Here is a 21,528-nt window from a genome sequence, read left to right as displayed (position 1 = left end):
AGCAAATTTTTTTCCGTTCAAAAGAAATCACCTGAAGCAGGGGGAAGCTACCTGCAGATCAGATGTTGGTTCCCTGTCCATGCTGTAATAGGAAAATCTGCCGGTACCGGGTGCCTAACCAGCGCCGTACTGTAACCTTAAATTAATCGGCCTGTTCGGGCTTCGGATGCTACCTGAAAACAGTCGATTTGCGGTGTTTGTATTTTGCTTCCCGGCAGCAATTGCCTACTATCCGCCATCTGCACCATACCGTCTATTGTTGATTTTGGTTTCCAAAATCAGGAAGTGACCTTTACAGATAAAACAGACTTCACAGACCGAAAAATTTGATTATTTTGCGGACGGGTTCCGGTGCAGCAAAAAAACGAAGGAATCTGTGTAAAGGACAAATTGAATTAACCACTAACCAAAACAAGCAGAAATGAAATCTACGACCAACAGAAGAGACTTCTTTAGAAAAGCTGCGGTACTTACCGGAGCATTTTCCTGCAATAGCTTATATCAGCAGCTGTTTGCAGAGGATTTAGCCGCAAAAAGTGATTTGTACAAAAATGTAAGTGCAGAAAAGATGGCGGAGAATGAGGATTTTTGGGCGCTCATTCAGCAAGCCTACCCTGCAAGTTCATCTCCGGTATTGAATTTGAATAATGGAGGCGTATCTCCCAGTCCAAAGCTGGTCCTGGATGCTGTAGACCGGTATAACCAAATGTCTAATCAGGCTCCTTCTTATTACATGTGGCGAATTCTGGATCAGGGGAGAGAGCCATTGCGGGAAAAACTCGCCCTATTGGCAGGATGTGATCCGGAAGAAATCGCAGTCAACCGGAACGCTACCGAAGCGCTGAATACGGTTATTTACGGTATAGATTTGGAAAAAGGAGACGAAGTTATTGGTTGTAAACAGGATTATCCCAATATGATGCAGGCCTGGACTCAGCGCGCACAGAGAGAAGGCATCGTTTACAAACAGATTTCCTTCGATTTTCCCATAGAGGATGAGGATACCATTGTCGAGCACTACCGCAATGCGATTACTTCCCGTACCAGGATACTTCACCTGACCCATGTGATCAACTGGGTGGGACAGATCATGCCGGTTAAGAAAATCTGTCAGATGGCTCATGAGAAAGGTGTGGAAGTGATAGTAGATGGGGCGCATTCCTTTGGTTTGCTCGATTTTAATATTCCGGATCTGGATGCAGATTATTTTGGTACCAGTCTGCACAAATACCTATCTGCACCTATTGGGACCGGCATGCTTTGGATAAATAAGAAAAATATTTCTAAAGTATGGCCTTTGCTATGCCATGGTGATCCTAAAAGTGCCGACATCAGAAAGTTTGAGACTCTCGGTACCAGGAGCTTTCCGATTGAGCAGGGCATCGGAGAAGCACTGAATTTCCATAATGGCTTAGGAGCCGGGAGAAAAGAAGAAAGGGTGCGTTATCTGAAAAATTACTGGGCGGAAAAAGCCATGTCCATCCCTTCCGTTAAAATACACACCTCTCTGAAGACTGCCTACAGTTGTGCCATTGCCGGTGTGTCCATAGAGGGCATGACACCTCAGGCGCTGGGACAACAGCTTTTGAGTAAATACAAGATACACACCACTTCCATCAGCTATGGCAACATCAATTGTGTGAGGGTTTCGCCCCATGTCTACACCCGACTGTCGGATTTGGATAGACTCGTCCTTGCCCTGTCCAGGTTAGCGGAGGAAAACGGAAACCAAAGCCTGAATTCAAAGGGGGCATAATGTCAGAAAATCATATGATGCAGTAGCCGTGGGTTCGGGTCCCAATGGGTGTGGTGCAGCTATTGTTTTAATTCAGCAAGGGAAGAACGTGCTGCTGATCGGGTGTAGGGACCAGGGCGGGGGCGGTATGCGTACCAGAGAGGTGACATTGCAGGGCTTTCAGCATGATATCTGCTTTTGATACCCCGACCGGAGGAGGTGTACATGGGATGGGTGGGTATCATGCAGCCAGCAGAGTACTGATAGATTTGTTTTAAAAACATTTATCTGTATTTAAAGTACTTTTATTTTATTAAATTAATTTAACAAGAATTTTATTTGTGGAATTCACTGTTTTAACTATTTTTGTTCTTAAACATTTTATAAGAAACAGCGAATTATTCATGTGAATATCATGCCCGGAAGATGCTTCATCTTACTGCTTTTAGTGACTCTTTTTTCCACATACAGGGTCAATGCTCAGGCATGGGATAAGATTGATTCTCTGCTAAAACGAGCCAGCGCCATCCAATACGATCAGAAGGATGAATCCCTCGTTTTGGTAAATCAGGCTTTAGAGCAAGGGGAAGGTCTGCAGGATCCATTGCTTCTGGCCAGAATCCACAATCAGGCGGGGCGGGTCCATTATATCGCTGGCAATTATAATGATGCCCTGGAGCATTTTGCAATAGCAAAGGGGTATGGAGAAGAGTCAGCAGCAGTTAAAGAAGTACTCTACGCGACCAACGGAATAGCACTGGTGCAGATGGTGGACAAGGAATATGCGGAAGCCATTCAACTGTTGGAGGAATGCCTGACCGTAAATGTTTCTCTGGGGGACAGTTTGGGTGTAGCCAAAAACCATTTCAACTTAGGTATAGCCTATGATGAGCTTGGAGATTTTGGTCTGGCGATGGAGCACCTGCAGGAGGCTATTGGTTTTTTGGAAGCAGATAGGAAAGCAGTGCTAAACCTGATGGTCAAAAACAGAATGGCCCAGGTATACCATGAAATGGGAAACTTCGACAGGGCGGAGTATTTGTTTGCGGATGTACTGCAGGATGAATTTTCTCTGACCAATTGGGAAAAGTCTTTTGCATTGACGGGCCTGGCAAAATTGAAGTTTGACAAAGGAGAAATCGATAGCGCACTGCATTATGGAGAGCAAGCATTGTTGATAGCCGAATCCCATGGTGCCACCTGGGACCTGCAGCAGGTGACCGGTCTGTTGAGTCAGGTGTATAGTGCACTGGGTATTTTCGATAAAGCTTTTTATCAATTGAAAGCCCACAAGGCTTACAGTGACAGCCTGTATGATGCGGCAAAAAACCGGCAGATGGCACGACTGCAGCTCAACCTTGCTCAGGCGGACAATCAACGGCTAAGGGCGGAAAAGGAGCGGGACAGCAACCAGATACAACAGCATTACAAATTGATGTTTTTCTTAGCGGTATTGGTACTGCTATTGGCCGGTTTGCTGTATTTTTTTGCTAAGCATCTGCGATTGAAGGAGCATTTTAACCGCTCTTTGGAAAAGAAAAACCAGGCGATCAGGCAACAAAAAGACCTGATAGGCCAGCAAAATCAATCATTGAAAGAATTGAATCATGTACGAACCCGGCTTTTGTCCATCATTTCTCACGACCTGAGATCACCAATCAATGCCATCAAGCAACTGCTGGACATGAGAGGACAGGGTTTTTTTGATGAAAAAGAAGAGTTGGATGTATTTGCCCTGCTTTCCGGCCAGGTAAAAAACACAGAGCATTTGTTAAATGACCTCCTTGAATGGGCCAATACCCAAATGGATGGTATGGATGCAAATCCGGCTGAAGTGTTTTTGGCCGAGTTGGTAGACAGGGTATTGGCACACCTGAATTTCCAGCTTAACGCCAAATTTATTGACGTCCGGCACCAGATCGAAGACGGTATGCCAAACAAAGCATGGATAGACAAAAATCACCTGAAGATCATCCTCCAAAACCTGATTGGGAATGCCATCAAATTCACTCCGGAATATGGTCGGATCGATATTTTTTATGAAGAAGACGGACAGTTTATCTTTTGTCACATCAAAGATTCCGGTGTAGGCATAGACGAAATGCATCAAAATCTGATCAACGGAGATGAAGGAGGGCGCATGCCATCGATGGTAGGTACTGCAAACGAAAAGGGTACCGGTTTAGGTCTTCTGTTGGTCAAGCAATTCCTCACATTGAATGGGGGCAAAATGGATGTGCAGAGCCTGTCCGGATGGGGTACTCAGTTTACACTTCAATTAAAGAAATGCCAAAAACCTGAATTCGATTGTGGATAAGCCAGGAGCGCCGATGGGGCGAAAGGAAAATAACCAAGGGTATAAAACCGGGGATTGTGACCAAACGGCTAATCTCTACGCTTACACGTATTCGATTGGCCGGATATCATCAGGCTGGCTTTGATTTCAGCGCTTCCTTTGTCTTATTTTCTATTGTTTATCATTTGATTTTTATGGTCAGATGTCCGGCTGGCTGACGCCAGCCGGACGGGGACTCCCTGCCTGCCGGAAGACAGGGTCGCAGGTTGATAATCATCCCTTCTTGTGCCGCCTCCGACATGTCTGCCCGTAGGCATGCCCGATTTATTACCCTTGTTTTTTTCAGTTCAATCAATCCTTATTGGACCGGGTGGGTGAAATTTCCAAACCTTTCAAAAATGGCTTTATCCAATTCATCCTGGTGCTCTGGTGCGGCAATTTTTTTCAGTTCATGGGCTCGCTGCCGAAGGTTTTTACCATAGAGATAAGCAGCACCAAACTCTGTGACCACATAGTGCATGTGGGCTCTGGTAGTCACTACGCCCGCACCCTCCTTCAGGAAGGGAACAATCTTGGATTTTCCCTTTTTGGTGCTGGCCCGGAGAGCCATTATTGGCTTGCCATCATCTGAAAGGGCAGCACCTCTCATGAAATCCATCTGACCGCCAACACCCGAATAATGGTAGCTGCCGATCGAGTCTGCGCAAACCTGACCAGTAAGGTCTATTTCCACACAGGAATTGATTGAAATCACTTTTGGGTTTTTTCGGATCACTGCGGTATCGTTGACATAAGCAGCTTCATGGAAAGAGAAGGCAGGGTTGTCATGGATACTGTCGTACACTTTCTGGGTACCGATTACAAACGACGATACGATCTTTCCGGGATGTTTCTTTTTAAACCGATTGGTGATCACACCCTTTTCGTACAGACCGATGACACCATCGGAAAACATTTCTGTATGGATACCCAGATCTTTGTGTTGTCCGAGCGATTTTAGTACTGCATCGGGGATACCCCCTATACCCAACTGAAGCGTAGATCCATCATCGATCATTTCGGCGATATAGTTTCCGATTTTATAATCTGCCTCATCCAGCTTTGCCGAGTAATCTACCTGTGGCAGGACTTCATCTACTTCTATGGCAATATCTATCTTGCTGACGTGGATCTGGCCGTCACCCATAGTTCTGGGCATCTGCTGGTTGATCTGGGCGATGATGTATTTTGCCGTGTCCACTGCGGGTCGGGCCACATCCACCGAGGTGCCCAGCGAACAATACCCGTGCCTATCGGGAGGCGATACCTGTACCATTGCCACATCCACAGGCAAAATTTGCTTTCTGAACAGACGCCCTATCTCACTCAGGAAGATAGGTACATAGCCTCCCTGTTCACTGTTGACTGCTTTTCTGACGTTTTCTGAAACGAAAAGTGAATTGATGAAAAAGCTCCCTTTGCACGATTCATCTGCCAGAGGCATCGCTCCCAAAGTAGTGATCGACACTATTTCTACATTCTTCAATTCGTCTTTTCTCTTAGCCAGTGCCTGTAACAATTTGGTGGGAGTGGCCGCACTTCCGTGGACAAACACCCTTTGATTGCTTTTGATTTTTTTTACTGCTTCTTCAGGACTTGCAATTTGTAGGTTAAGATTCATTTTGTTATAAATAATAGTTTGTACAATTCATTGATCCATAACACAAATGATGACAAGCTGACCCATACTAAAAATTCCAAAAAGGTAATGCGATGAAATTCGAAAAGGTCTGCCAGGTACGGAATCTCAATGATAATAACCTGTATGGATACGGATACCAATAATGCATAATTTACCCATTTATTGGAGAATATACCAACTTTGAAAGCAGAACCTTTTAGGTTACGCATATTGAAGACATTAAAAAGTTGTGTAAAAGCCAGAATAATAAAGACAATTGTTCTTGCTTTCTCCAGTCCCTCGGGTAGATAATACAGAAAACCTGACATGGACAATCCTGTCATGAACAGGGTGTTGACCAATAAAGTGGGGATAATTTCCCTGTTGATGATTTTTTCTTTGGGGTCTAACGGCGGAGAGTTTAATTCATTACCGGTTCCCGGTTCTGTAGCCAGTGCCTTGTCACAAAAGCCATCTGTGACCAGATTGATCCAAAGGATTTGAGTAGCCGTCAGCGGTAGGGCATGCCCGAATGCAATGGCAATGATCAAGGTGAGAATTTCTGCAAAATTAGTAGTGATCAGAAAGAAGCTTGTTCTTCTGGCGTTATTGAAAACGATCCTTCCCTGTTCTACTGCTTTGACTATGGTAGCAAAATTGTCATCTGCCAGGACAACCACCGCTGCTTCACGGGCCACATCTGTTCCCTTGATCCCCATTGCTACACCCACATTGGCCTGCCTCAGGGCAGGTGCATCATTGACGCCATCACCAGTCATCGCTATCAATTCCCCTTGATCCTGAAGTGATTTTGCGATTCGGACCTTCATCAATGGGCTAAGTCTGGAAAAGATGTTTACCTCCCTGACAGCCTTCTCAAAATCCTCATCGTTTAGCTGCAATAACTCCTTTTCTGTCAGGACTTTTTCCTTTCCCGGCAGCGCAATTCCGACCGTTTTGCCTATCGCCAATGCTGTAAGCGCATGGTCTCCCGTCGCCATGATTACCCGAATTCCTGCTTTCTGACAGTTTTTTACAGCACCGGGCACCTCTGGCCGCGCTGGGTCAATCATGGCAGCAAGACCACAAAAAATGATCCCATCGTCTCGGTCTGATTCTGCTTCATCAAACGGCTTGAATCCGACTGCCAAAACCCGGTAACTTTTTCCGGACCAATGCTCCAATTGTTGCAAGGCGAGCCTCGTTTCTTTGTTTGAAAGGGGCTTTTTGCCGGTTTTGCTGGTATACCAGGAAGAATTTTTGAGGATGATTTCCGGGGCCCCGATATAATACTTGACTGTCTCTCCGGATTTTTCTACAATCGTAGCCCGATACTTCAATTTGCTATCGAAGGGAAGGTCTTTTTGGATGCTGTGTTCTTTCTTTTTTCCGGCCTTTCTGGCGAGAATTGCAAAAGCAGCTTCCGTCGGGTCTCCAGCCACATGGAAAGAGCCATCATCTCTGCTCTCAACAGCAGCATTGTTGCAATGCGCAGCGATTTCGATCAATGGGTCCAATGCAGCGATGTCATCAGTTGCTCCCGTTATTTCTCCCTGCTCTTCCCAGCCTTTTCCCGAGACGGATACCTCTTTGTTACCGATATGCCATAGTTTATTGATGGTCATTGTATTTTCGGTAAGGGTGCCCGTCTTGTCAGTGACAATTGTGCTTACCGTGCCCAGACTTTCAGCGGCAGATATTTCACGGATGATTGCATTTTGTTTCGACATTCTGAAAGACCCTATGGCTAGTACAATGGAAAGTACTGCCGGCAAGCCTTCCGGTATAGCGGATACCAATGCAGCTATGGCTATTAGCAGCAATTCATTTACCGGAATGTCCTGAAAAAAGTAACCCACTGCAAACAGAATTGAGGCACTTATTGCAGCCAGCATGGCCATCTGTCTGGCCAATTGATCGGACTTTATCTTAAAATTGGAGTCTTTCTGAGGGATGGTGTACAGGCTGTCTGCGATCATACCAAGCTGAGTTGCCGGGCCGGTAGCCGTTACCCAGGCCAGGACATCGCCTGTGGTCAGAAATGTACCTTTCCAGACCATGTTTTTTCGCTCGGCTAAGACCGTTTCCTCAGGGCATGGGCTGGAATTTTTTTCGACCGGGAGGGATTCACCGGTAAGTGAAGCTTCCATAGCCTGGGCCGCCTGGTATTTAAAGATCACTGCGTCAGCCGGGATGAGGTCCCCTGCAGATAGACTGAGCACATCTCCCGGAACGAGGTCCTTAGAGTGTATGGTCTTCAGTTCACCGTCCCGGATTACCTTAGATTGGGGTACCATGAATCCCTTTAAGGCCAGCATGGCGCTTTCGGCCTTGTATTCCTGGACAAAACCGATGGCAATGTTGATGATGATAATGGCCAGAATCACGATCACATCTACCATATGCCCCGTCAAAAAAGAAATTCCTGCTGCCAGCAATAGGATATATACCATGACATTCCGGAATTGTCGGATGAGTAGATACCAGGTTGATTTCCTGTTTCTGTCAGGAATCTCATTTGATCCGAATTGCTGTATCCGCTGCTTGGCAATCTTAGTAGATAAGCCCGAATCAGAGGTTTGCAGCATTGACCGTATTTCATCATGGCTCTTGCTGTGAGCCTGCTCAGGGACTTGGATCATCTCGCGAGGGCATCTTTCACCATGATAAATTCCGAAATATTTTCCTGATCCAAAATGCCTACAAAATGATGTCCCTCATAGACCAGTGCTACTTTTTTGTTTTGCCTGGACATGTTTTTTAGCGCTTCCTCCAGGGCTGTGGCCATCTCAAGTTTTAGCGGATCTTTATCTGTCACATCTTCAATGCTTACCTGTGCGTTCTGTCCGTGAAGGCCCTGGACGATGCCTTCCCGACTGAGAGTGCCAATAGGCTGGTCGTCTCTGACCACCACAAAATGGGTAGCTTGCCCGTCCAACAGTTTTTCCACGGCTTTTTGCAGAGGAGCATCAAAAGCCAATACCGGAAATTTACTCATCAGCGCGTCCTCAACGGTAAAACCGCTCAGCAATGAATGCTGCTTGGTCTGGTTTACTTCCGCCTGAGCTCCCAGGAAAATAAAAATACCAATCAATACCAAGACGGGATTGTTAAACAACCCGAAAAAAACGAATAAAATGGCCATTGCCTGGCCGGTGGCCCCGGCTATTTCCGTGGCTTTAACCCTAGACATCCTCAGAGTGAGCAAAGCCCTCAAAACTCTGCCTCCATCCATGGGAAAGGCGGGCAGCAAATTAAACACAGCCAGAAAAAAATTAGCTGAAGCCAGATACAACCAAATTGTTGATCCATTAAGTGCGGGTGCTTCTTCCATGTAAAAATCAAAGCCTTTAAAAAATAAGATCAGTAGTAAAATGAAAAATATCACCAAATTCACCAAAGGTCCCGCCAATGCTACTTTAAGTTCTTCTTTTGGGTCATCCGGTAATTTTTCCAACCTGGCAAGGCCGCCTATAGGCAGAAGAATAATGTCTCTGGTCTGTATGCCAAACTTCTGGGCGGTGAGCGCATGCCCGAATTCATGAAGAATAACACAAAGAAAGATAAGGATAATGAACAACAGGGTCCAGCCCGTCTCTGCCAGCGGTGTTCCGGATCTGGTGTTGGCAATAACTATCCAAAACAAAAGTAGCGAAAATGTCCAGTGTATGAACACTTTGATACCGCTATACCTGCCCAAATAAAGAGAGAATTTCATGTATATTGATAGTTTTTTTCAGCGGTCAGAAATCCGTCTGGCTGATCCCGGTCGGAGGGAGCATCCAGCATGATTGGTCGGCACTCCTAATCTTCTCACTTGCCTCCAAACCGGTCGCTCCTGCCTTTTTCTGATGAGACTGAAACAAATTTCCCTGTTTTTAACGAGATTATGTGATTCATCTGATGATGGTTTTTCTCATCTAATCTGTGAATCGAATGTCTTTTAACATTGTGCTGTAGAGTTACCTGAATCTCACTTAGTACATTGTAAAAATAAAATAATGATCAGGTATTACAAGCCCTGTGGATCAAAATAATAAACAAAAGGACCAGATCTCCGGAGAAGTTTCTGCCTGATGTTTTTTCCGTTTCATTCCTTATCTTTGAAGGAATTAAGGGATTTGTCTGCCGTTAAATGACAAATTCATAATTTTTAATGTTTTAATAATCACCATGAGTAAAAAGAAAATTACACTTCACATGATTGCCGATCATGAATATGAATCGGTTAATCTCACCGGTAATACAGTAAATATGGACATGTATGCGGCAGCCGATAAAAAGCACCAATCACCCATGGAGCTTTTACTCTCCGGTCTGGCGGGATGTTCTGCTGTTGATACGGTTTTGATGATGAAAAAAAGGCGCAAGCAGGTGAGTGATTTTAAAATTGAAGCGGAGGGAATCAGGAGTGAAGGTACACCCTCTTTTTACACTGAGATCCATTTGTTATTCGAGCTTACTTCCCCGGATGCCAGCCAGGCAGAATTTGAAAAGGTGGTACGTCTCGCAGTAGAAAAGTATTGTTCAGTGGCCTCCTCACTGAAATCTGAGATCAGCTTCACAGCCAACGTTGTCCGGCCGTCATGAGAGTGGTCCGCGAAACGAGCAAGGATGGTATCAGGATCAGCCTTTTTGACTGGAACAATAAGTATTTGTTGAAATTTGAATCGGGCATGTTAGAGCAGACATTTAAGATTCCCGTAGCAGAGATTGTGGATGAGCATGAGCTGGACGGACTTTTGGAAGGACCTTTTTTTGTTAAAGTCAAAGAAAGATTTCAGGAAATGAATCAATCGCTTCATAATGCTATGGAAAATTTTTAAATTTGGATATATTTAAATATTCAAAGATGAAATATTTATTTTCCTTAGTCTTTTTATTTTTATTGATTTCTACGGCTTGTCAATCGGATAGAACTCAGCAAGCTGAGCAACATTTTTTACTTTTGGACAAGATCGTCAGCCATGTCGAAGCTGATCTGAAGCCTTTGGAAACGGATATTTCTCAATTGGCTGACTTCTCTGCCGCTTTATTTGAAAATTCAGACAGTCTGGTCAGGCTGGTCAACGAAGATAAATTTTTTACAGAGGAAAACGGCTTTTTCTACAGCAAAAGTGACAATGAAGAGGGTAGTACCGTTTTCATATCCCTACTGGCCGAAAACATAAGCAAATCTGTAAGGGAAGTCTATACTACTGAAATGATGGACGATGCTTTTAAACGCATTACAGAGCGCCGCCCGATGGTAAGTCAGGTATATTTCAATGCATCTAGTAATTTCAGCAGGCTTTATCCACCCTATGACCTGTTGAATTCTATTGAACCGGATATAGATGTGACAGCATTTAATTTTTTTTACCTGGCAGATGAGGTGCACAACCCAAACCGAGAGTCTGTATGGATAGAAGAAGTGTACGTTGATCCGGTGGGACGCGGGTGGATTTTGTCTCTGGTACACCCCGTGTACCATGCAAATGAGTTGAAAGGTGTATTGGGCTTCGACATCACCTTATCTGACCTGATGGATTCCTTTTTGGAAAAGTATGATAAGAAGCTTATGCTGATAGACAGCCAGGGTACAGTGGTAGCCGGAAAATCGGAAGCTATTGAGGCACTGAGCTTGCCACCACTGAAAAATCATGCCTATATTCAAACCATAAATTCAGATAGTTTCAGGCGGGAAGATTTCAATTTATTTAAAAGTAAAAGCAAGGAGGTAAGGAGGATGGCGTCAAAATTTTTATTGGAGAAGGAAAATTACCATGGATTTGAGATGGCTGGACGCCTGTTTCAGGCCTATTGTAGGAAGATGAATCTTATGGATTGGTATTTATTAGATATCCATGATTAGTGATATGGAGTTCAATTTGGATTTTGACCATAGGCAGACAAGTAAGTTTTGGTGGCTGATCGGGTCGAGTATTGTGGCGATTTTATTCACCATCATGCTTGCATTTTTCTTTTACCGCTCCCTGTCGGAGAACCTTATTGAAAACAGAAAAATTTTCCTAAATAAACAAGTTGAGCTGGCGGCAAATGAAGCCCAGCGGAAGTTCAATAGCCTGAACGACGACCTCATCTTTTTTGCCAATAATCAGGAAGCCTCCCTGATGGCAGCGGGTAATGCTTCGGAAAATTCTGTAGACGAAACAAGGGTGCGCAGGATGTTGAACAACTACATCAATCTTATCGATACGCTAATTATCGAGGGTAGTGGGGTTTCCAGAAAATACCATGTTTCTGATGCCAATTATTTTTTGGCGGAGCGGCCCTACATGCCAATAGGTGAGGACACCTGTACCGATTGTTTCAGGATCAGGTCAGATCGGGGAAATGTGACCCTACTGGTAAAGCTCAATCTGGAGAAGTACTTTATCAACCATCTCACCAATTATTATCTAGGTCCCGATACCCACAAGTTGATCTACATGAAAGGGGATTTGCTCAACCCGGCCGGCGGTACTATCAGCGGTGGAGTTTACCTGGACAACTCACTTCAGGCTGCTCTCAGCAGAGAAATAGAAGGAGGGCTTAGGGGTGAATATGAAGGGTGGGTCCAATTCGTAGAAAACGAGAAAATTAAAAAAAGTCTACTAATTCAGTATCCGTTTTCCCTGTCAAAATTAGAAACTTCTTTTGCTTTTGTATTTTCTCAGGACAAGGCTACCATTGTCACCGGAATTTTCGGTACCTACTTTTATTTTTTTCTTTCTCTTTTTGCGCTGTTGCTGTTGTTCGTATATTTTTTGTCAAGGTATTATAAGGTGACCAGTGAAAATAACCTCCTGCTGGAGAAAAAATCCAGGGATTTGGACCAACTTTTAAAACAACAAACGATTTTGCTTCAGCAATCCAAGGGTTTTATTTATTACCACGACAGGCAATGGAAAACCTACCAGGTGAGCGATAACGTAAAGGAGGTGTTGGGTTTCACCCCGCAAGAATATTCAGACTTAAGCCCCTCGGAGCTGATGAATGAGGATGCTGATGATTTTTTAAAAACCAAAAAGGAGGCAATTGAGGCTGGAAAGGACTTTTTCTATTATGAGGCAACAATGAATAGAAAGACCGGCGGGCCGGTGAGGGTTAAAATATTTGACAAGCTGATATACGACGAGGAGGGAAAGTTTTCCGGAGACGTAGGGATATGTTCTGATATTCATGACAAATACATTGCCGATCAGGAATTGATCAGGAGCGAAAACAGACTTAGATCTGTTTTAAACAGTCTGCCAGACATTATTTTTATCTACAATAACCGGGGTGACTTTCTGGATTACTATGTTCAAAACGATGAATTTCTTTTACAGCCACCCCAAAGATCTCTTGGGAAAAATATCAATGATATACTGACCGGAGAATCCGGTGAAAAGGCCATGCGTGCATTCCGGCGAGCCGTGATGACAGGGAAAATGCAGACAGAAGAACTGGATCTTTTTCTGGATATCGGCAGAAGATTTTTCGAAGTTCGGTTTTTTAAACTGGACGAGGGGCGAATGATGTCAGTAGCCAGGGACATTACCGGGCAGAAATTGTGGGAGAAAGGATTGAGAGAAGCCAAAGAAGAGGCCGAAGTAGCCAATAAAGAAAAATCCAACTTTCTGGCCAACATGAGTCATGAGATCAGGACGCCATTGAACGGCTTGCTGGGTATCACCGGTTTGCTTTTTAAAACCCAGCTTTCTAAAGAACAGAAAGAATTGTTGTCCATTATCGGAGATTCCGGCGAGTCCTTGTTGCATATTGTAAATGACATCCTGGATTATTCAAAAATCGAAGCCGGCAAAATGGAGCTTTATCCGGTATTGTTTAATCTGGAACAGGAGATGGAACGCATTTCCAATATTTTTTCGGGCATGGCCAGAGAAAAGTCGTTGAAAATTCAGGTAAATATAGATGATTCCCTGCCCGAAAATATTGTATTGGACAAGGATAAGCTGGCCCAAATATTTTTCAATATCATCGGAAATGCGATTAAATACTCGCAAAGAGGAGGAGAGATCCGGGTTTCGCTTAAGGGAGAAAAATTATTTACCAACAACCTTATTTTATCCTGTTCGGTTAAAGATGACGGGGTTGGGATTGATCAGGAGAAACTCCCTGAACTCACCAAGCCATTTACCCAGGTCGGTGCCGCCTCCAATGGAGAATACAAAGGCACTGGCCTTGGACTTGCGATTGCCAATAAACTTATCGAGTTGATGGGAGGGGTATTGCAAATAGAAAGTGAATTGGGGGTGGGATCGACGTTTACTTTTACGCTTATTTCTCATATCAACGGAGAAGAAAACAAGTCCTTACCTCTGAAATCCAGTACTGAGGAGCCCGCTGACTTTGAGCGCCTGGCTGAAGATTACCCCTTAAAAATACTGGTAGTTGAGGATAATGACATCAACCTGAAATTTATGGTCATGCTGCTGGAGCAAATGGGCTATGACCCTGATATCGCGCTTAATGGCATGGAGGCTGTGAATAGTGTTAAGCAAAAGAAATTTGATTTGATCTTTATGGACAATCAGATGCCCGGGATGAATGGTATGGATGCGACTAAAATCATCAGGACCCTACCAAACGGTGATACCGTAAAAATTGTAGGCTTGTCTGCAGGCGTATTTAAGGATGATATAGAGAAAGCACTTGAGATTGGCATGTCAGACTACCTCACAAAACCGGTAAAAATCCAGCAGATCGTAGATAAAATCAGGGAGTGTGGGATGTCAATTTTTAAATGATTCAAATTGTGGTATCCATGTCGAAGCTTTCCAGATAATCGGCGACCTTTTTTACAAACATACCTCCCAGGGCGCCATCTATTACCCGGTGGTCATAGGAGTGTGACAGGATCATCTTGTGCCGGATACCTATTGTATCTCCGGTGGGTGTTTCGATCACAGCAGGTTTTTTGGTTATAGTGCCTACTGCGAGAATCGCCACCTGGGGCTGCACGATAATGGGAGTCCCCATGATATTGCCAAAGGAGCCTATATTGGATAGGGTATAGGTACCACCCTTAAGTTCGTCTGCATGGAGTCGATTTTCCCTGGCTCGTAGTGCGAGGTCGTTGATCTTTTTAGACAGGCCGGTAAGGTTGTAGCGGTCTGCATTTTTGATCACCGGCACGATCAGATTCCCATTTGCCAGCGCCACAGCAATCCCGATATTGATGTTCTGTTTTTTAATGATCTTGTCGCCATCTACCGAAATATTGATCATGGGATAGTCCCTGAGGGCTTTGGCGATAGCCATCACAAAAAATGGAGTGAACGTAATGCCTTCTCCTTCTTTCTTTCTGTATTGCTCTTTGATTTTATTTCTAAAAAGCACGATTGGGGTTAGGTCCGCTTCGACGAATGAAGTGACGTGCGCGGAAATATTTTTCGAATCCAACATGCGCTGGGCTATCATTTTGCGCATCCGGTCCATCTCTATGATTTCGTCTGCCGCCTCTCCGGAGTCGCGAGATACCGCCCCCGATATAGCCCCACCTGCTTTTCTGTGTTCTACAAAGGCCAGCATATCATGTTTGGTGACCCTCCCATTTTTTCCGGTTCCAGGTATTTGATCCAGCTCACGCGGACTGATATTTTCTGCTTTGGCAATGCTCTGTACTAGTGGAGAGTAAAAACGGCTGTTTTCTGTTTTTTTTCCGGACGACTCCGATCCAAGGATAAGAGACGTGAATTCCGGCACGTCTTGCAATATCTCCTGTTCTGTCAGTGGAGGTTTCGTAGCTGTCTCTGCAGGCTGATCCTTCGGGAAATCTGTTTGCTGATCATCATTCACTTCGATAAGCGCTATAGGTTTGCCGACTTCGACCACCTCGCCTTCCTTTGCAAGAATCGATTTGAGTGTTCCGCTATGGGTAGCCGGGACTTCTGTATCTACCTTGTCAGTAGCGACTTCCAGGACAGATTCGTCCTGTTCGATCGTATCCCCTTCTTTTTTCAGCCAGGAAAGAATAGTGCCTTCCATAATGCTTTCTCCCATTTTGGGCATCACCATTTCAACTGTTGCCATAGCTTATTGCTTTCAATTGTTTACAATTCCTGTTCATCGGTCAGAGCCCGTCCCGATGCTAACCAGGAAGCGTCTCTGACAATTTCAAATATTCATTGTCTGGATTTTGCATTGAATATTTTACCCTTGTCGGCTCCCTGTAATATCCGCCCCGGACATAAAACTAAATTTAAGTCATTATTTTGCAAAAGGAATCTGATTAAAATTTATTCTGATTTTTGTATAATCGTCTCTCTCAATAAGTTTAATGCGGCTACTGCTGTGAGCTGGATATTTACGGTTCGGTCCTGGGTAAGCTGGAGTTTGCGGGTATGGCAAGTCCGGCCGTCATCGCAGGCAATCCATACCAAACCTACCGGTTTAGATGCTGTCCCCCCTCCCGGGCCGGCTATTCCACTGGAGGAAAGACCGTAATCGGCATCAAATTTCAGGCGTACCTTTTTTGCCATTTCCTGTACAGTTTCTTCACTGACGGCACCTTTCCGGGCTAGTGTTGCCTCGGATACACCCAAAATAGATGCCTTGAATGCATTGTGATAGGGTACTACCGCCCCATTAAAGTATTCGCTCGAACCGGCGTTTCCAGTGATCAGGTGGCTGATATATCCTCCGGAGCAGCTTTCTGCAAGCGCAACTGTTTTTCTTTTCTGGACAAGCAAATGCCCTATGGCAGAAGCCAGGCTGTCTGTGTTGAAGCCGTATACATAAGGTGCAATCAATGGAAGCAAGCCTTCGATTTGTTCCTCCACTTCGCTGGTAATTTGCTGCTGTTCCGTACCAAAACCGGTAAGCCTCAACTTCACTTCCCCCAGAGAAGGAAGGTATGCCAGGCGGATATGGGAAGGTAACTGCCTCTCCCAGTCCGAAATGATATCTGAAAGCCAGCTCTCCCCAATACCTACCGTCTTGATCAGTTTGTGGTAAATTACCGGCAGCGTAAACTTATCTTTTAGCCGGGGAATCACCGCCTTCTCCATCAAGTACTTCATCTCATGTGGCACTCCCGGCATAGACATCCAAATGCTGCCCTTTTCTTCAAACCACATGCCCGGCGCTGTGCCAACAGCGTTTTTGATGTACTGGCAGTTTGCAGGTAAATAGGCCTGATTACGGTTGGTAGCGGACAACGCTCTACCTCTGCTTTCAAACAAACTTCTGACATCTTCCAGTGCTTCCGGGAATAATTTTAGTTCTGAACCAAAAAAATGGCTCAGGACATTTTTGGTCAGGTCATCCTTAGTGGGGCCTAGTCCACCGGTCATCAATACAATATCTACTTTTTGAGCAGCGGAAGAAAAGGCTTGTAGCATTGAGGCTTGGTCGTCACCCACGGTCGTTTTTCTGACAACTCTAACGCCTATTCTGTCCAATTCTTCACTGATCCACTTGCTGTTGGTGTCAAGAATCTGTCCATAAAGTAGTTCATCACCTATGGAAACGATCTCGGCGGTTATGGCTTGGTACATGAGGTCAGTTTTGAGGATTGATGGTCAAAATTAAAAAGTTTGCGCTTAGGTAGCGTTCTTTCGTTAAATTATATTTCCGCTCACGATGCCAGCAAAAAGTTTGCTAGCGGGGTTTACCGATGCGCCTGTAGGTAACAAAAGTATGATCAAAAGGATTTTTTTCGTCTTTCCTGACCTTTTCCTGATGAACCTTTTCCCAGACCTCAGGATCGAATTCCGGAAAGAAAGTGTCTGCTTCCGGACGGGCATCAATCTCTGTGATAATCATTTCGTCCGTAAGTGGAAGTGCCAGTTTGTAGATTTCCGCACCCCCCAGTATAAAAATCTTTTCCAGCCCTTTGGATCTTCCGATGTCCAGGGCCTCAGTAATCCCATGAGCGACGTAGTGCCCTTCGGGTACTTTAAAATCGCTGTTGCTGGTGACTACTATATGCGGCCTTCCGGGAAGAGGTTTTCCCAAATTGACAAACGTCTTCCTTCCCATCACTACAAAATGGCCAGCGGTGGTTTTTTTAAAATGCCTCAGGTCAGAAGGAAGATGCCAGGGCAAGTCTCCGTTTATGCCGATCGCATTGTTGGATGCCCTGGCTACAATAATTGAAACTATCAATTCAAGTAAAATAAGGATTCAGAATAGGTTTATTTGGCGCCCTGCATTGCATTGGGGTAGTCCGCCATATCAAAACTGGAAGATTTTCCGGTGTCTATCTCAACCATTTTCATTTGTGTGCTGCTTTCATCCTCTTTACTGGTAAAATCCATTTCAAGAATGTTGCCCTCTGGCAGATTGTTGAAATACTCCGGATTCTCTGCTTTCATTTTTTTGGTGACAAACGGACTGTTTTTGCTCCAGAAAGACTCCATTCCTACTATTGCTGACTGGCTCAACCAATAAGTACCTTCCATGTCTTCACTTGTAACGCGATACTCATCACAGGTGTAGCCGAGAATTTCTTTGGTATTGCCGGTTTTTTCAAAGGATACATCGGCGTTATTCATCGCAGATGGATTTTCGCTTTCCTCATCCATCCTGGCTGCTTCATCCATCATACCTGCCCAGTCAATGGAAAACGCCATGCTCGATTTGCCATCTTCGTTGTCCATCAGCATTATCGTTGCCTCATTTTTGTGATCCATAATGATCACCGCTTTTTCTTTGTCATTTTTGCGGTTTTGCTCCACAAACTCCATCCCGAAATAATCAGGGTTTTCGGACAAAAATGAGTTGAAGACAACGGGATCCTGGGCTTTTCCTTTTTCATCAGTACTGGTTATTTCCATGACGGCCAGTCCCGAAAAGTTATAGGAACTTTCTGTTTCAACATCCATATTGATGGAACCCATGATTTTGCTAAAATCATAATTGCCCCCGGCAGAACCGCTCTCTCCTGTTTCCATGTCTCCGTAGAGATTGCTGAATGCTTTTTCCAATTGTCGTTGGGTGGCTTTCGCAACTTCTTTCTCGACAGTCCTCTCCACAGCACGGGAAACACCCTCTGAGGCGGCTCTTTTTATTCTGTTAAGTAGCTGGGAATGCGCATTCCAACTGATGAATGAAAGGCAAATAATCACTAAAAAAGAAGCGCTTGGTCTCATGATACGGTAATTTTTTGATTCAGTTTTCAAGTTATGAAATATATTTTCAAAGTCCTAAAACATCTTTTTTTGTATGTGAAAAAATTATATCTCGAGAATGTACTCTATTATCCCTGCGTTTTTTCCCTTGGGCCGGGTGACCAGCAGAGGTACCTTATCATTCATTTGTATCAACCGCTCTGCCAGGCTTCCTATAAACAGGGCCGTAGCGGCAGTCCTTCCCTTGGCACCTATAATGATCATGTCCGCCTTGATTTCCTGGGCCTTCTTGATGATGTCTTCTACCGGATCGTCATCTTCATCCTTGGTATACAATGTTTTGATCTTTACTGACTTGGTGTCAATTTTCCGGATAAACTTTTTGAAGCTTATGGTAGCATTTTCCAGCATGATCTGGCTAAACTCTTCGTAAGATTTACCTGTAAAATGGTAGCCGGAGGGAACTGAATACACATTTTGGCAGAAGATCTCTGATTTCCCTTCATTTTTCTCCGCAATTTCAATGGCCTCTTCCAGTGCGTCTTTAGAATAGTCAGAAAAATCGCTGGGTACAAGCAGTTTCTTGATATTCGGCAGGCTCTTTTCCGGTACGATCAGTAGCGAACAGGAGGCCCTTCTGGCAAGTCGTTGCGATACTACACCCGAACCGGGCAAATTTATCTTCCGGCCTACCAGGATCAGGTCGGCAGACTTTTCATTGGCTAGCTTTAATATTTTCTTGGACAGTTGCCCCTCCTTGACAATGAATGAACTGCTTACTTTGAGCTCAGGATCGAAATTCCTGGATACTACCTCCTTCATCTGATTTGCCCGCTCTTCGATCATGTTGTTGACAAGGTTGGGAAACTCCGTAAGAATGTCTTTCGGGATGGAGAGGTTCCGGATGACATTCGTGAAATAAATTTTTTTGGATTGGTTGATTTTTGCAATAAATGCGGCAAATTTCACCAGTGTTTCGTCCATTTCGCTCTGATCCAGACAAACAATGATCTTTTTGATTTGATACATTCCTATTATTCAATTAATTGGATTCTTACTGATAAAATCTATCGAAGACATTAATTTTCACTTTCAAACAGTAAAATTTAAATTAGTAAAATTAAACTTTAAAACCATTTAAAGTTTGTTGTTTTGGTGGCAATTTACATGAAATTTTTTCGGAATGTTTTTTTCAGGCCATCCATTTAGTTCAGGCGCTGGTCCCTTTCGCTCCTGATTTGAGGTTTGCAGGAATAGATTGTATATTTGACGGAAGGTTCGGTTCAGCGACATGTTCAAACTTCACAAGTTGATTAAAATGCCGAGTGAAGCACCGCTTCAAAACCAGGCCTCATCTCGTCTTTTGGCGAGACCTCGTATTCCTCAGGAATGCAGGATAACAGTGGAAGGTTGCGGAGATGGTGCAGCTCAAATCCTGTCATATCGGAGGTTTGTAACACTCCATGAGCCGGACCCTGAAATAGAGGGAGACCGCCTGCCGGTCTCCCTTTTTGTATTCCGATGTAAAAAATATTTTTTGTGGGGTTGAATTCTCCAATTGACTACACCCTCGCGGTCTACTTAACCCATTGTAAATTGACTCCCATAGCAAAAAGAAAATTGTTTTCCCCGATCGGAGAACGGTGGCTGAAGTCCTTTCTGAGTTCATTGATAATGCTTCCGGTGACCAGGTTTACTTCTGCATTGAACGGAACCTGTCCCTCTGTCCATTGGTGAAGAGGTAGCCTGGCACCATAACCCCAGGTAAATCCTTTTCTATCCGTACTTACCCAGGCACCCCCTTCTGATCGGATATCCTTGGGTCTTTTTTCAAAATAATATCCCATTCTAATGGCTATGGTATTGAAAAACCAGGCTTCAGCCCCCGCCCCTAAGGCGCTGTTGTAGCCTTGCTCATTGTAGGGATCCTTGCCTGGTATTTCATCCCTGTATTGCAGATGTATTCCCAGATCCACTTGTCTGGAAGTCTGATCAAAAAAGGCCTTACCTTCCACAAGGTTATTTGCAAGCGGTATAGAAAAATGATAGGAAGCGCCAGCAGAAAGAAATATAATCATGGACCGGTAGTTCAATAAGTCTTCATAGGTTTGTTCTGTCTGGTTGTCCATTCCGGCATTGATCAGACTGGCAGCAGCTCTGAATTTCTGATCTTTGAGTTTATCCTCTTTTATCCAATCGACTTCCTTTTCGTACAGGGCCCCGATGTTTACAATAAAATCCTTAGAAGTAATGTGTCCCGGTACCCCTTCTTCATAAAGGTAGACTGCTGATGCACCGAGGTACAGGTCATCGATGAGCTCGTAGGCCCCCGTTGCGGAGAGCATGGTTTGTTCTCGTTTTTCTACCGGAATGTTGCTGCCACCGATATCTGTAGTCCAGATGGTATTGTTATCTATCCACCTGAATGCACTGAACCCCAGGTTTAGTTTATCATTGATACGGTAGGTAATGCCCAAAAAGGGAAAATGAGAGTTGGTCCTGACCTGGCCTCCGCGGGCATAATTCAGGTGGGTCGAAATTTTTGCTTTGGTCAGTCCTATGCTGGCCGGATTATAAAGTGCATTGTCGATCCCATCTAAAGTGAGATAGGTGTGTCCCATACCAGATGCTCTGGCTGACGTGATCTCCTGAGAAAAAATTCCATGGTAATGCGTGGGCGTATAGTAGGAAAGCCGTCCCTGACCCAATGTGAAATGGCTCAGAATGGTAAATGAGATGAATGAAAGTACAAGTTTTTTCATGGCGATTTTAAGTT

At 44.4% G+C, this 21,528-nt stretch carries 17 protein-coding genes; 7 read left to right on the top strand and 10 right to left on the bottom strand.

Annotated features, from left to right (window positions below):
• Nucleotides 1-421 precede the first annotated feature (421 nt).
• The 3 genes from BUB19_RS22665 to BUB19_RS22660 all read left to right on the top strand — a co-directional run bounded on the left by BUB19_RS22665 (nt 422) and on the right by BUB19_RS22660 (nt 4,052).
• Nucleotides 422-1,756: an aminotransferase class V-fold PLP-dependent enzyme gene (locus BUB19_RS22665; protein WP_073098028.1), complete on the top strand. Its 1,335-nt coding sequence runs from the start codon at nt 422-424 to the stop codon at nt 1,754-1,756.
• Between the two features lie 28 nt (nt 1,757-1,784).
• Nucleotides 1,785-1,937 carry an NAD(P)-binding protein gene (locus BUB19_RS24705; RefSeq protein WP_317041603.1) on the top strand — a complete coding sequence of 51 codons (153 nt, stop codon included), beginning with the start codon at nt 1,785-1,787 and terminating at the stop codon, nt 1,935-1,937.
• A gap of 213 nt (nt 1,938-2,150) precedes the next feature.
• A complete protein-coding gene (locus BUB19_RS22660; RefSeq protein ID WP_073098026.1) occupies nt 2,151-4,052 on the top strand; it encodes an ATP-binding protein in 1,902 nt (633 codons plus the stop codon).
• 337 nt (nt 4,053-4,389) lie between these two features.
• On the opposite strand, the gene BUB19_RS22655 is transcribed toward BUB19_RS22660, so the two are convergent.
• Genes BUB19_RS22655 through BUB19_RS22645 form a run of 3 tightly spaced genes read right to left on the bottom strand, consistent with a single transcriptional unit; the run spans nt 4,390 to nt 9,409 of the window.
• Nucleotides 4,390-5,691, bottom strand: a complete 1,302-nt coding sequence (locus BUB19_RS22655; RefSeq protein ID WP_073098025.1) for an acetyl-CoA hydrolase/transferase family protein — start codon at nt 5,689-5,691, stop codon at nt 4,390-4,392.
• Nucleotides 5,688-8,333 carry a cation-translocating P-type ATPase gene (locus BUB19_RS22650; RefSeq protein ID WP_073098023.1) on the bottom strand — a complete coding sequence of 882 codons (2,646 nt, stop codon included), beginning with the start codon at nt 8,331-8,333 and terminating at the stop codon, nt 5,688-5,690. Before BUB19_RS22650 ends, BUB19_RS22655 begins: the two co-directional genes overlap by 4 nt.
• Entirely contained in the window at nt 8,330-9,409 is a 1,080-nt protein-coding gene (locus BUB19_RS22645; protein ID WP_073098022.1) for a site-2 protease family protein, read from the bottom strand. The genes BUB19_RS22650 and BUB19_RS22645 overlap by 4 nt, the downstream gene beginning before the upstream one ends.
• A 455-nt stretch (nt 9,410-9,864) precedes the next feature.
• Between BUB19_RS22645 and BUB19_RS22640 the strand changes: the two genes are divergently transcribed.
• From BUB19_RS22640 to BUB19_RS22625, 4 genes are read left to right on the top strand one after another with little or no spacing between them, the layout of a single operon-like run.
• Nucleotides 9,865-10,281 carry an OsmC family protein gene (locus tag BUB19_RS22640; protein ID WP_073098020.1) on the top strand — a complete coding sequence of 139 codons (417 nt, stop codon included), beginning with the start codon at nt 9,865-9,867 and terminating at the stop codon, nt 10,279-10,281.
• The gene (locus tag BUB19_RS22635; protein WP_073098019.1) at nt 10,278-10,517 is read left to right on the top strand and encodes a hypothetical protein; all 240 of its coding nucleotides are present in this window, start codon (nt 10,278-10,280) and stop codon (nt 10,515-10,517) included. The genes BUB19_RS22640 and BUB19_RS22635 overlap by 4 nt, the downstream gene beginning before the upstream one ends.
• Before the next feature lie 26 nt (nt 10,518-10,543).
• On the top strand, nt 10,544-11,545 hold the full coding sequence (locus tag BUB19_RS22630) for a cache domain-containing protein (RefSeq protein WP_073098017.1): 1,002 nt from the start codon (nt 10,544-10,546) through the stop codon (nt 11,543-11,545).
• On the top strand, nt 11,538-14,426 hold the full coding sequence (locus BUB19_RS22625) for a PAS domain-containing hybrid sensor histidine kinase/response regulator (RefSeq protein WP_084097588.1): 2,889 nt from the start codon (nt 11,538-11,540) through the stop codon (nt 14,424-14,426). The genes BUB19_RS22630 and BUB19_RS22625 overlap by 8 nt, the downstream gene beginning before the upstream one ends.
• 1 nt (nt 14,427) lies before the next feature.
• Here the strand turns inward: BUB19_RS22625 and BUB19_RS22620 are convergent, their stop codons facing one another.
• The 7 genes from BUB19_RS22620 to BUB19_RS22590 all read right to left on the bottom strand — a co-directional run bounded on the left by BUB19_RS22620 (nt 14,428) and on the right by BUB19_RS22590 (nt 21,514).
• Complete coding sequence (locus BUB19_RS22620; RefSeq protein WP_073098016.1) at nt 14,428-15,711, bottom strand: dihydrolipoamide acetyltransferase family protein; 1,284 nt, start codon at nt 15,709-15,711, stop codon at nt 14,428-14,430.
• Nucleotides 15,712-15,917: 206 nt separating this feature from the next.
• On the bottom strand, nt 15,918-17,177 hold the full coding sequence (locus tag BUB19_RS22615) for a competence/damage-inducible protein A (protein WP_073098014.1): 1,260 nt from the start codon (nt 17,175-17,177) through the stop codon (nt 15,918-15,920).
• A gap of 103 nt (nt 17,178-17,280) precedes the next feature.
• Nucleotides 17,281-17,787 carry a dihydrofolate reductase gene (locus BUB19_RS22610; RefSeq protein ID WP_073098013.1) on the bottom strand — a complete coding sequence of 169 codons (507 nt, stop codon included), beginning with the start codon at nt 17,785-17,787 and terminating at the stop codon, nt 17,281-17,283.
• A 29-nt stretch (nt 17,788-17,816) separates the two neighbouring features.
• Nucleotides 17,817-18,773, bottom strand: coding sequence for a DUF4412 domain-containing protein (locus tag BUB19_RS22605; RefSeq protein ID WP_073098079.1), 957 nt, complete (start codon nt 18,771-18,773; stop codon nt 17,817-17,819).
• Nucleotides 18,774-18,857: 84 nt separating this feature from the next.
• Nucleotides 18,858-19,781: a universal stress protein gene (locus BUB19_RS22600; protein WP_073098011.1), complete on the bottom strand. Its 924-nt coding sequence runs from the start codon at nt 19,779-19,781 to the stop codon at nt 18,858-18,860.
• A 284-nt stretch (nt 19,782-20,065) separates the two neighbouring features.
• Nucleotides 20,066-20,194: a hypothetical protein gene (locus BUB19_RS24680; RefSeq protein WP_262485848.1), complete on the bottom strand. Its 129-nt coding sequence runs from the start codon at nt 20,192-20,194 to the stop codon at nt 20,066-20,068.
• A 135-nt stretch (nt 20,195-20,329) separates the two neighbouring features.
• Nucleotides 20,330-21,514, bottom strand: coding sequence for a PorV/PorQ family protein (locus BUB19_RS22590; protein ID WP_073098008.1), 1,185 nt, complete (start codon nt 21,512-21,514; stop codon nt 20,330-20,332).
• Between the last annotated feature and the right edge of the window lie 14 nt (nt 21,515-21,528).

This window comes from Cyclobacterium lianum (assembly GCF_900143075.1).
GTDB classification, from domain to species: Bacteria; Bacteroidota; Bacteroidia; order Cytophagales; family Cyclobacteriaceae; genus Cyclobacterium; species Cyclobacterium lianum.
This window is presented reverse-complemented; position numbering and strand designations above follow the sequence as displayed.